The sequence below is a fragment of the Amycolatopsis sp. NPDC051903 genome (genome assembly GCF_044452505.1).
In the GTDB taxonomy this organism is placed as follows: Bacteria; Actinomycetota; Actinomycetes; order Mycobacteriales; family Pseudonocardiaceae; genus Amycolatopsis.
Window position 1 is genome coordinate 23,431 of sequence record NZ_JBITBT010000049.1, and the last position, 11,364, is coordinate 34,794.

General features: G+C 72.1%; 11 protein-coding genes. 6 read left to right on the forward strand and 5 right to left on the reverse strand.

Annotated features, from left to right (window positions below):
• Positions 1 to 31: 31 nt before the first annotated feature.
• Positions 32 to 1,036 (reverse strand): ABC transporter ATP-binding protein, encoded by a 1,005-nt coding sequence (locus tag ACIA77_RS46970; RefSeq protein WP_395892698.1) that lies wholly within the window; start codon positions 1,034 to 1,036, stop codon positions 32 to 34.
• A complete protein-coding gene (locus ACIA77_RS46975) occupies positions 1,033 to 2,118 on the reverse strand; it encodes an outer membrane lipoprotein carrier protein LolA (protein ID WP_395892699.1) in 1,086 nt (361 codons plus the stop codon). The genes ACIA77_RS46970 and ACIA77_RS46975 overlap by 4 nt, the downstream gene beginning before the upstream one ends.
• A gap of 156 nt (positions 2,119 to 2,274) precedes the next feature.
• Here ACIA77_RS46975 and ACIA77_RS46980 point away from each other — a divergent pair, with 156 nt between their 5' ends.
• The 3 genes from ACIA77_RS46980 to ACIA77_RS46990 are packed head-to-tail and all read left to right on the forward strand — an operon-like array spanning position 2,275 to position 4,720.
• Complete coding sequence (locus ACIA77_RS46980) at positions 2,275 to 2,973, forward strand: response regulator transcription factor (RefSeq protein ID WP_395892700.1); 699 nt, start codon at positions 2,275 to 2,277, stop codon at positions 2,971 to 2,973.
• A complete protein-coding gene (locus ACIA77_RS46985) occupies positions 2,970 to 4,304 on the forward strand; it encodes a sensor histidine kinase (protein ID WP_395892701.1) in 1,335 nt (444 codons plus the stop codon). Before ACIA77_RS46980 ends, ACIA77_RS46985 begins: the two co-directional genes overlap by 4 nt.
• Positions 4,305 to 4,327: 23 nt before the next feature.
• Positions 4,328 to 4,720, forward strand: a complete 393-nt coding sequence (locus ACIA77_RS46990) for a (deoxy)nucleoside triphosphate pyrophosphohydrolase (RefSeq protein WP_395892702.1) — start codon at positions 4,328 to 4,330, stop codon at positions 4,718 to 4,720.
• A 65-nt stretch (positions 4,721 to 4,785) separates the two neighbouring features.
• Here the strand turns inward: ACIA77_RS46990 and trpS are convergent, their stop codons facing one another.
• On the reverse strand, positions 4,786 to 5,751 hold the full coding sequence (gene trpS / locus ACIA77_RS46995; protein ID WP_395892703.1) for a tryptophan--tRNA ligase: 966 nt from the start codon (positions 5,749 to 5,751) through the stop codon (positions 4,786 to 4,788).
• Positions 5,752 to 5,957: 206 nt separating this feature from the next.
• On the opposite strand from trpS, the gene ACIA77_RS47000 reads away from it, so the two are divergent.
• Positions 5,958 to 6,269 (forward strand): YciI family protein, encoded by a 312-nt coding sequence (locus ACIA77_RS47000; RefSeq protein ID WP_395892704.1) that lies wholly within the window; start codon positions 5,958 to 5,960, stop codon positions 6,267 to 6,269.
• 5 nt (positions 6,270 to 6,274) lie between these two features.
• Here ACIA77_RS47000 and ACIA77_RS47005 read toward each other — a convergent pair whose 3' ends face one another.
• Both ACIA77_RS47005 and ACIA77_RS47010 read right to left on the reverse strand, forming a co-directional pair.
• On the reverse strand, positions 6,275 to 6,721 hold the full coding sequence (locus tag ACIA77_RS47005) for a hypothetical protein (protein ID WP_395892705.1): 447 nt from the start codon (positions 6,719 to 6,721) through the stop codon (positions 6,275 to 6,277).
• Between the two features lie 227 nt (positions 6,722 to 6,948).
• Entirely contained in the window at positions 6,949 to 7,116 is a 168-nt protein-coding gene (locus ACIA77_RS47010) for a hypothetical protein (RefSeq protein WP_395892706.1), read from the reverse strand.
• 229 nt (positions 7,117 to 7,345) lie between these two features.
• On the opposite strand from ACIA77_RS47010, the gene typA reads away from it, so the two are divergent.
• Together typA and ACIA77_RS47020 are read left to right on the forward strand one after the other, a co-directional pair.
• On the forward strand, positions 7,346 to 9,274 hold the full coding sequence (typA, locus tag ACIA77_RS47015; RefSeq protein ID WP_395892707.1) for a translational GTPase TypA: 1,929 nt from the start codon (positions 7,346 to 7,348) through the stop codon (positions 9,272 to 9,274).
• A 307-nt stretch (positions 9,275 to 9,581) separates the two neighbouring features.
• Positions 9,582 to 11,306: an ABC transporter family substrate-binding protein gene (locus ACIA77_RS47020; protein WP_395892732.1), complete on the forward strand. Its 1,725-nt coding sequence runs from the start codon at positions 9,582 to 9,584 to the stop codon at positions 11,304 to 11,306.
• Positions 11,307 to 11,364: the final 58 nt, after the last annotated feature.

Below are 11,364 nucleotides of genomic sequence, written 5' to 3' on the forward strand. Positions count from 1 at the left end.
GCCTCCCCGGGAGTGAGTACGTCGGCGGTGCTCATGCGTCCCCCTCGTCTTCGGCACCGTTCGCGCCCTCGGTGAGGCGCGCGAACAGGTCCTCCAGCCCGGTGCGGGCGCGCGTCGCCTCGTGCACCTCGACGCCGCCGCCGACGAGCACCTGCAGCACCCGCGGCGCAGGCGTGGCGGTGAGGTCCGCGCGGACGCCGTCGGGCGTCAGGCGCGCCCCGATCCGGTTCTCCCGCAGCACTTCCACGGCGTGTTCGGCGTCGGGCGTGCGCACGAGCAGCGCCGCGTTGCCCGACTCCAGCAGTTCGGCCAGCTCGCCCTGCGCCACGACGGTGCCCGCTTGCAGCACCGCGACGTGCGTGCACGTCGCCTCGACCTCGGCCAGCAGGTGCGACGACACGAGCACGGTCACGCCCTCGGCGTGCAGTTCGCCGATGATCCGGCGGATCTCGCGCGTGCCGGCGGGGTCGAGGCCGTTGGTCGGCTCGTCGAGCACCACCATCTTGCGCGGCACCAGCAGCGCGGACGCGAGCCCGAGCCGCTGCTTCATGCCGAGCGAGTAACCCTTGTACCGGCGCCGCGCGGCGACGGTGAGGCCCACGCGGTCCAGCGCCGCGTCCACGGCCTCGTCGATCGCCGACGACGCCAGGCGCGGCTCGGCGGCCGCGAAGCGCAGCAGGTTGTCGCGCCCGGAGAGGAACGGGTGGAACCCCGGGCCCTCCACCAGCGCGCCGACGTCGGGCAGCGCGTGCGCCGCGCCGTCGGGCATCGGGCGGCCGAGCAGCTCGACCTCGCCCTCCGTGGGCCGCACCAGGCCCAGCAGCATGCGGATCGTCGTGGTCTTGCCGGAGCCGTTGGGCCCGAGCATCCCGAGCACCGCGCCTTCGGGTACATCCAGGTCGACGTGGTCCACCGCGACCGTGCCGCGGTAGACCTTGCGCAGCCCGCGGGTGCGCGCGGCGAGCGGGACCGCCGGGGCGGACACCTCCTCGGAGATGCCCGCCCCGGTCAGGACCACGTCGGTCGTGTCGGTCACTTCTGGCCCAGAGCTTCGTAGAGCACCTGCTCCGGCACCGCACCGGCGGCGAACCGGCCGTCGTCGGTCAGCACGGCGCCGCCGACCTTGGTGGTGAACAGGTAGCCGCTGCCCCAGGTGCCGCTCACGCGCTTGCCGAAGCGGCTCAGCAGCTGCTGCGGGTCGACGTTGCGGCCCTCGCCGGCGTTGGCCTTCTTCGGCGCGAGCGCGTCGGCCGGTACCTTGCCCGTGATGACGGTGTCCCAGCCGTCGCCGACGAGCTTGGTGTCCTGCTTGGCCTCGTTCGCCATCGCCTTGGCCTGGTCGTCGACCTTCGCGGTCTTCTCGGTGACCTTGGCGCCCTGCGGCGGGGTGAAGCTGAACAGGTCGGCCGGCTGCTGCGCGAACCGGATGTCGCTGAACGCGACCTGCAGCGCCGGTGAGGTGGTTCCGTTGCTCAGCACGGAAAGCCGCAGCGGCATGCGCGTCTGCGAGTCGACGGCCACGCGGATCTCACGCAGCAGCGTGCGCTCCGTCGGCTTCGGCGTGAGCACGAGTTCGTACGCCGGGCGGTCGGCCACGTTGGCCGTGCCGTCGACCGACACCGTGCTGCTCTCACGCACCTTCGCGAGCAGTTCCTTCGTCGCCGTGGCCGGGTCGGCCATCTGGTCGGCGCTGAGGTCGTGCTTGGTGGCGACGTCGGCCGGGATGGTCGTCTTCGTGGCGGAGTTGGTGGCGGACTTGTAGTCCCACACCGTCGTGCCGTCGCGCACGATCGTCTCCTGCGACGCCCCGTTCGTGAGCGACACCTTGGCCTTGCCCGCGCCGTCGGTGTAGACGTGCGCGGAGTCGACGTTGAGCGCCCCCGCGCCCGGGATCGCGGAACCCACGGCAGGCAGGCCGAGGTCGTTGCTCACGCTCACCGTGCCGTCGAACGGCCCGGGGTTCGCCGTCATCACCGACTGCACGAGGTCCTCGGCGCTGATCGACGGCAGCTTCGGCGCGTCTCCCGCCGAGGCCGGCATCGCGACCACGACGAGCCCCCCGACCCCCAGCGCCGTGCCGACGACGGCCGCGGTGATGGCCTTCTTCTTCGGATCCATGTCGTCTCTCCCTGTGTTCCCGAGCCCCAGTGTGCTCGGCTCCCGGAACCGAGGCTTCACTCCCGAGGCTGAGATACCCCTGAATGCTCGGCCCCCGCGGCTGAGATCGCGCTGAGAGGCGCGGCACCACCTGCGCGAACCGGTCATGATGAACCTGTGAAACCTCGGGTGCTGGTGGTCGACGACGAGCCGGGCGTGCGCAAGGCGCTGCACCGCGGCCTGCGCGCGGAGGACATGGACGTGGTCACGGCCGCCGACGGGCCGAGCGGGCTGCAGCTCGCGCGCACCGGCGCGTTCGACGTGGTGCTGCTCGACATCATGCTGCCCGGCTTGTCGGGTTATCGCGTGTTGCAGCAGCTGCGCGCGGAGCACGTGACGACGCCGGTGCTGCTCGTGTCCGCCAAGGACGGCGAAATCGACCAGGCCGACGGCCTCGACCTCGGTGCCGACGGCTACGTCGTGAAGCCGTTCTCCTTCGTCGTGCTGGTCGCGCAGCTGCGGGCCGTGCTGCGCCGCGCCGGGCCGGACGCGTCGCGCGGCCCGCTGCGGCTGGGGGCGCTGGAGGTGGACCGCGCGCTGCGCCAGGTCCGCTGGGACGGTGCGGAGGTGCCGCTCTCGCCGCGCGAATTCGGGCTGCTGGAGGTGCTCGTGAGCCGCGCGGGCACGGTCGTCACCAAGGACGAGCTGCTTCGCGCGGTGTGGGGTGAGGAGCAGGCGGTGACGCGCAACCTCGTCGAGGTCTACGTGGGGTACGTGCGGCGCAAGCTCGACGCCGTCGGTGCCGGGTCGCTGCTGCGGACCGTGCGCGGCCACGGTTACCTCGCGTCCGATTCGCAGCTCGACGAGGTCAGGTGATCGGCTCGCCGTCGTGGTGGCGGGGCCGGTCGCTGCAGGTCCGGATCACCGTCCTGGCCACCACGATCACCCTCGCCTGTCTGCTCGGCCTCGCGGTGCTCGCCGCCAACCAGCTCGAGCCGCTGCTCGTCGACTCGGTGGACCGCGAGCTCACCTCCGCGCTCGGTCCGGCGACGGCGGACGTCACGACCGGCCGTCCGCTCGCCGCGGCCGACCCGGTTTCCGTGCGCGTGCTGGACATTTCGGGCGCGCCGGTCGACGGTCGCGCGCGGCCGCAGCTCGACGACAACGCGGTCCGGCAGCTCAAGGCCGGCGTGCCGGTGCAGGCCGACGGCTCGCGCTGGCGCGGCCAGGTCGTGAGCGCGCCGGACGGCACCCAGCGGCTCGTCGTCGCGGGTGCCGGACTGGTGGGTTTCGCGGCGGCGGTGCACTACGGCGGGTTGTGGCTGGTCGTCGTCGCGCTCGCCGGGGCGGTGGTGGCGGGACTGGCGACGTGGCTCGTGGTGCGCTTCGCGCTGCGGCCGGTGGCGCGGATGCGCGGGCTCGTGCGCTCGCTGCCGCCGGGTTCGCGGCTGCCGCTGCCGACGTCGCACGACGAACTGCGCGCGCTGGCGGAGGAGTTCAACGCGCTGCTGGTCCGCCAGGACGAGGCCAGCGGCCGCCTGCGCCGCTTCACCGGCGACGCGGCGCACGAACTGCGTTCGCCCGTCGCGTCGATCCGGGTGCAGGCCGAGGTCGCCGTCGCGAACCCGGATCCCGAGCTGGCACAGGAAACGCTGACCGACATCCTCGCCGAGGCCGAACGCCTGTCGGCGCTGCTCGACGGCCTGCTCTCGCTCGCGCGCTCCGACGCCGGCGAGGTGCCGCCCGCCGAACCGGTGGAGCTGGTCACGGAGGTGCGCGCGGCCGTCGACCGGCTGCCGGCGGGCGCGCCCGAGACGCGGGTGAGCGCGGCCGTGGCGCAGGCGTGGGCGCTCGGGAACCACTCGGAGGTCGAGCTGGTGCTGGACAACCTGCTGCGCAACGCGTGCCGGCACGCGGCCGGGCAGATCGTGGTGTCCGTGCTGGCCTCGCGTTCGCACGTGCGGGTCGTGGTGGACGACGACGGGCCCGGCATCGCCCCCGAGCACCGGGCGAAGGTGTTCGACCGCTTCTACCGCGTCGCCGACGACCGCGCGCGGTCCTCCGGCGGGACCGGGCTCGGGCTCGCCATGGTCGCCGAGACGGTGCGCCGCCGCGGCGGCCGCGTGCGCGTGGGCGAATCGCCCGAAGGCGGGGCCCGGTTCGAAGTCGCGTGGCGCGCCGCACAGGGGGATCGGGCGGAGGGCTGACCCCCGTGCGGGAGACTGGGCGGATGGACGGGGTCATCGTGGGAGCGGCGCTGGTGCGCGAAGGGAAGTTGCTCGCCCAGCAGCGGGCCTGGCCGCCGCACCACGCGGGCCAGTGGGAACTGCCCGGCGGGCGCGTCGAGGAGGGGGAGACCGACTCGTACGCGCTCGCCCGTGAGTGCCAGGAAGAGCTCGACGTGGCCGTCACGATCGGCTCCCGCGTCGGCGCCGAAGTGCCGCTGCCGGGCGGCAAGGTGCTCCGCGTGTACGCGGCCGCGCTGATCTCCCCGGGAGACGAACCGCGGGCGGTCGAGCACACCGCCCTGCGCTGGGTCGGCCCCGACGAGCTCGACGACATCGACTGGCTGCCCGCGGACCGCGGGCTGATCCCCGATCTGCGGGCCTTGCTGACGCACTGACCCTTGGTTGCGCAGGGGGTGGATCGTCCTTCTGCCCCAAGGAAAACCCACCCCCACGGCCCCCTTCAGCCGGCGCCGATCAGCCGCAGCGCGGCGGAGAGGCGGTGGTCACCGCGTTCGGCGGCTCGCACGGCACCCGCCTTGCGGACGCGTTCGAGCTCGGCGGTGTCGGCGAGCAGCGCCAGGGTGCGTTCGCGCACCGGGCGCAGCTCTTCGATCACGGCGTCGGCGACGGCGTCCTTGAGCACCCCGTACGACGGGTACGCGTCGGCCAGCTCCGCGGGGTCGCCGCCGGTGCAGGCGGCGAGGATGTCCAGCAGGTTGGCGATCCCGGGGCGCGTTTCGGGGGAGTACGCGGGGACGGAGCCGCCGTCGGTGCGAGCGCGGCGGATCTTGCGGCGCACCTGGTCCGGCTCGTCGAGCACGAACACCACCCCCGCGGCGTCGTGCGCCGACTTGGACATCTTGCGCGTCGGGTCGGCCAGGTCCTTCACGCGCGCGCCCGCCGGCGGCAGCGTGGCCTCCGGCACCGTGAAGACCTCGCCGTACGTGGTGTTGAACCGGCGTGCGAGCGCGCGGGCCAGCTCCACGTGCTGGCGCTGGTCCTCACCGACCGGCACCTTCGACGCGCCCTGCAGCAGGATGTCCGCGGCCATCAGCACCGGGTACGTCAGCAGGCTCAGGCGCACTCCGGCCTGGCCCTTGGACTTCTCCTTGAACTGGATCATCCGCGCGGCCTCGCCGTAGGAGCACGTGCACTCGAGGACCCACGTCAGCGCGCCCAGCTCCTTCGCGATGTCGGACTGCACGAACACGCGTTCCGGCGCGATGCCCGTCGCCACGAGCACGGCGAGCTGCTCCGTGGCCAGGGCGCGCAGCTTCGCGGGGTTGTGGGCGTTGGTCATCGCGTGCAGGTCGGACACGAAGAACAGGTCGTCGGGCCTGCCTTCGGCCGCCCAGCGCCGCAGGGCGCCGAGGTGGTTTCCGAGCTGGACGTGACCGGACGGCGTGATGCCGGACAACTGGACCACTGCGGGTTCCTCTCCTGGTTGTTGCCCCGGGAGGAGACCCGCCTGAGAAAGCGAGAAGGCCGCCCACCGGGGCGGCCTTCGCTGGTTTCAGCGCAGAGCTACGGGGCCGCCGGAGGGCGGCCACCACTGGGTGCTGTGCGCGTGCATGGCGGCAGTCTAGAACAGTTGCGGGTGCCGTGGGGCGGAACCGGGACTACCGTCGTGACATGTATGTCGTCTTGCTCACGTACACCGCGCCCATCGAGGAGATCGACCTGGCGCTGCCGGACCACGCCGAGTGGCTCGCGAAGCAGTACGAGCACGGGCACTTCCTGGCCTCCGGACGGCAGAAGCCCCGCACCGGCGGCGTGATCATCACGCGGCCGATGGCCCGGGGCAAGCTGGACGCCGTCCTCGCGACGGACCCGTTCGCGGTCCAGCACCTGGCGAGCTACGAGGTCATCGAGTTCTCACCGACCAGAACGGCGCCCGAGCTCAGGCTGGTCAACGAGGCGGTCGAGCACACGCACGCGTCCTGACGGGTTCAGGACAGGACGAGGGCCAGCCGGTCCGAGACCGGGTGGCACCGCGTCGTGGTCCACGCTGGTGTCGCCAGCAGTTCGGCCACCCGGGCCTGCAGGACGGACGACGTCAGGCGGTCGTCCACGTCCCATCCTGTGACATCGGTCACCGGCAAGTAGGTACGCGCCGCGGCCTCGTCCGAAGGCCACTGGAACGCCACCGCGATCGCGGAGCCGACCGCCGTCGCGCCGAGGAACCGCGTCCGGGCCCAGCCCTGGTGGTCGGTCACCACGGGCCGCGGTTCGCCCCGGGGCCAGTAGGGCACGCGGTCCTGGTGCGCATAGCGCGGGTCGATCGCGGGAGGCCCACCGGGCACCGCCTCCGCGCCCCCGCCGCCGGGCGGTTCGCGAAACCCGGCCCAGTCCTGGTTGAGGTACGTGACGGCGGTTCGCGTCTCCGTTTCGTCCACGACGTGACCGTAGGCCGGGCCGGCTCAGTGATCAATTGGTGGAGGAAGCGGCGCGCAATGGTTTTCGATCGGCGCGTTCTGATCTCCGCCGCGGCCTTCGGATCATTGCCGGCGACGATCATCGTCGTAACCGGAAATGCGATTTCCGTTTGTGGACAAGGGTTGTTCCACTGCAGGGCTCGATGATCGGAACGGCGGCGGCGATCATGAGGAAGGGGTGGAGCCGCTCAGGCCGCCTTCGCCAAATCGGTTTTCGCCCGCTTCAGCGCGAGCACCGGGCACTTCTTGCAGCGCGACGACGACCGGCAGCACTTCTTCTTGACCTTGCCCGCCTTCATCAGCTTGCGCACGACCGCGCGCGGGTCGTCGGGCTGCTTCTTGTCCTTCTTGCCCAAGGCCGGGCTCCCGGGTGACTCGACGGCGTAACCACCCTTAGGTTAGGTGAGCCTAACCGATCATGGGGCGTGGCGCTCCTCACACCGGAGCACCAGGTATTCTGGTGAGGTCCGCGTGTGGCCAAAGCCGGTCACGATGCCGGTGACGTGGCCCAGACGTATCCGCGCTGGCCACCCATCCGCCCGCGACGCGGCCACCCACCCGCCTTCGTAGTTCAGGAGTCTTCGCGTGCCCGCAGCCAGCGCCACCGCAGTCGAAACCGGCCGCGCGAGCGGCAAGACCCGGCCCGACCTGCGCAACGTCGCGATCGTCGCACACGTCGACCACGGGAAGACCACCCTGGTCGACGCCATGCTCCGGCAGTCCGGCGCCTTCGCCGAGCGCGCGGAGGTCGTCGACCGCGTCATGGACTCCGGTGAGCTCGAGCGCGAGAAGGGCATCACCATCCTCGCGAAGAACACCTCGATCCACCGCCAGACCCCCGGCGGCCAGATCACGATCAACGTGATCGACACCCCGGGCCACGCCGACTTCGGCGGCGAGGTCGAGCGCGGGCTGTCGATGGTCGACGGCGTGGTGCTGCTCGTCGACGCGAGCGAAGGCCCGCTGCCGCAGACCCGTTTCGTGCTGCGCAAGACGCTCGAAGCCGGCCTGCCCGTGATCCTGGTCGTGAACAAGGTCGACCGGCCCGACGCCCGCATCGCCGAGGTCGTCGAGGAGACCCACGACCTGCTGCTCGACCTCGCGAGCGACATCGAGGACGCCGACCTCGACGCGATCCTCGACCTGCCGGTGGTCTACGCCTCCGCGCGCGCCGGCAAGGCGAGCCTGGAGCAGCCGGCCGACGGCGGCCTGCCCGACAGCGAGAGCCTCGACCCGCTGTTCGACACGCTGCTGAGCCACGTGCCGGCGCCGGTCGCGGACCCCGACGCGCCGCTGCAGGCGCTCGTCACGAACCTCGACGCGTCCAACTTCCTCGGCCGCATCGCGCTGATCCGCATCCACGCGGGCCGGCTGCGCAAGGGCCAGACCGTCGCGTGGATGCGCGAAGACGGCTCGGTCCAGAACGTGCGCATCTCCGAGCTGCTCGTCACCGAGGCCCTCACCCGCGTGCCGGCCACCGAGGCGAGCGCCGGCGACCTGGTCGCCATCGCGGGCATCCCGGAGATCACGATCGGCGACACGCTCGCCGACGCCGAGGAGCCGACGGCGCTGCCGCGGATCACCGTCGACGAGCCGGCGATCTCCATGACCATCGGCGTGAACACCTCGCCGCTGGCCGGCCGCAACGGCGGCGACAAGGTCACCGCGCGGCTGGTGAAGGCGCGCCTCGACGCGGAGCTGATCGGCAACGTCTCGATCCGCGTGCTGCCGACCGAGCGCCCGGACACCTGGGAGGTCCAGGGCCGAGGTGAGCTGGCGCTGGCGATCCTGGTCGAGCAGATGCGCCGCGAGGGCTTCGAACTCACCGTCGGCAAGCCGCAGGTGGTGCTGCGCACGATCGACGGCAAGCTGCACGAGCCGTTCGAGCGCCTGTACATCGACTCGCCGGAGGAGCACCTCGGCGCGATCACGCAGCTGCTCGCCTCCCGCAAGGGCCGCATGGAGGACATGAGCGGCAACGGCACCGGCCGCATCAAGCTCATCTACGTGCTGCCCTCGCGCGGCCTCATCGGCTTCCGCACCGACTTCCTCACCGAGACCCGCGGCACCGGCATCGCGAACCACGTGTTCGAGGGCTACTTCCCGTGGGCCGGCGAGATCCGCACGCGGCACACCGGCTCGCTCGTCGCCGACCGCTCCGGGCCCATCACCGCGTACGCGATGATCCAGCTCCAGGACCGCGGCAGCTTCTTCGTCGAGCCCGGTGCCGAGGTCTACGAGGGCATGGTCGTGGGCGAGAACCCGCGCATGGAGGACCTCGACATCAACATCACCAAGGAGAAGAAGCTCACCAACATGCGCTCCTCCACCGGTGACGAGCTGGAGCGCCTCGCCCGCCCCCGCAAACTCAGCCTCGAAGAGGCGCTGGAGTTCTGCGCGAGCGACGAATGCGTCGAGGTCGCGCCGGAGGTTGTCCGCGTCCGCAAGGTGACGCTGGACATCGCGACCCGCGCGAAGGAGCGTTCGCGCGCGAAGAGCCGCGAGAACGGCTGACGCTTCCGATCCGAAGGGCGCCGCTCCACCCGGGGAGCGGCGCCCTTCGGCGTCTCCGGGGTTCGGCCGTGCCGCTCGCCGAACCGGGCCGGCTCCGCCACGGACCTCCACAAAACCCGCACCGCCGGAACCGGTTCCGCACACCGCCCGCGGGAACCGTGGCGGCCGCTCGCACGTCCACCGGTTGGCGGTATCCACTCCGGTGTCGGACGGCCTGGCCGGATGTGGGAATCTCGGTGCCGAGCAGGCGCCGGCATGGCAGCATGTCGGCTCGGGCCGTGGGGAAACGGGAGGGTTGCGCGTGCGGATGGGACGCAAGGCGGCGCCGGTGCTGGCGCTCGCGGGGGCGCTCCTCGCCGCGTGTTCGAACACCCCGCCGCCGCCCGTGGTGCCGTCCTCGGCGGCGACGAGCACTTCGGCGGAGCCCGCGGCGTCGCAGATCGTGGTGGGCATCGACGACGTGGTGGGCGGCTACAACCCGCACGCCATCGCCGATTCGTCCACGGTCACCACCGCCCTGTCGCAGCTGCTGCTGCCCTCGGTGTTCCGCCAGAGCGACGACGGCAAGCGCGAGCTCGACAAAACCCTCATGACCTCGGCCCAGGTCGTGTCGCAGATGCCGTTCACGGTCAAGTACGAGATCCGGCCCGACGCGTCCTGGTCCGACGGCGCGCCGGTCGCCACCGAGGACTTCATCTACCTCGCCGACGCCATGCGCACGCAGCCCGGCGTGATCGAGCCCGCCGGCTACCGGCTCATCAGCGACATCCAGCCCCGCGATGGTGGCAAGGGCGTGGAAGTCACCTTCAGCAAGCCGTACCCGGCCTGGCAGACGCTGTTCGACAACCTGCTCCCGCAGCACCTCCTGAAGGACGCTCCGGGCGGCTGGCGGGGCGCGCTGGCCACGAACTTCCCGGCCGTGGCGGGACCGTTCGCGATCAAGACCATCGACACCGCGCGCGGTGAGGTCGTGCTGCAGCGCAACGACCGCTACTGGGAGAAGCCCGCGGCCGTCGACACGCTGATCCTGCGCCGCTCCGACCCGGCCGGCATCGCGACCGCGCTGCGCAGCGGCAACGACCAGTTCTCGCTCACCCGCACCGACGCCAACGGCCTGCAGCTGCTCAACGAACTCGGCCCCGCCGTGAAGCTCACGACGGTGCCGCGGCCGGAGGCGGCCACGGTGCTGCTGCGGCCAGTCAGCGCGGCGCTGTCGGACAAGCAGGTGCGCCAGGGCGTCGCGGCCCTGCTCGACCGCGGCAAGCTCATCGCCGCGGGTGCCATGGGCGGCCCGTCGGCCGGGCTCAAGGCCGACGCGCAGGTGATCCCGCCGTCCGGCGCCGGCTACGCGCCCACGATCCCCGCGGGCCCGCCCGCCACCCCCGACCTCGCGAAGGCCGAGAGCTACTTCAAGGCCGCCGGCTACACGAAGGACGCCGGTGTGTGGCGCAAGGGCACCAAGACGCTGTCGCTGGTCATCGCGTCGCCGGGCCAGGAGGAGCCGTACGCGTCGATCGCGAAGGAGCTCTCGGACGAGCTCGTCGCCGGCGGCGTGCAGGTCAACACCATCACCCCGCAGCCGCGGGACCTGTTCTCGTCGCTGCTCGCCATGCCCGTGGTCAACGGCCAGCAGCAGGCGGGCCCGGACGCAGGAGGCAACGTCGGCGTCGACATCGCGGTGGTCCCGCAACCCGTCGGTGGCGACCCGGCGACCGCGCTCGCGTCGACCTTCGGCTGCGCGCCCGACCAGGCCACCGCGGACAAGACGAAGCCCGTCGTGCCCGCCAACTCCGCCGGCCTGTGCGACGAGAACCTCCAGGCCTCGATCGACTCGGCCCTCACCGGCACCACCCCACTGGCCGACGCGCTCAAGACCCTCGAACCCGAGCTGTGGTCGGCCAACGTCGTGATCCCGCTCTTCCAGGAAGCCGAGACCCTCGCTGTCGGCAAGGGCATCTCCGGCCTCACCCCGGGCCCGCCGATGCAGGGCCCGTTCGGCTCGGCCGTGAACTGGACCCGCGGCACGAACTGACGCCCGCAACGAGAAAGGGCTCCTCGAGCGAAATCCCCGAGGAGCCCTTTTTACGTGT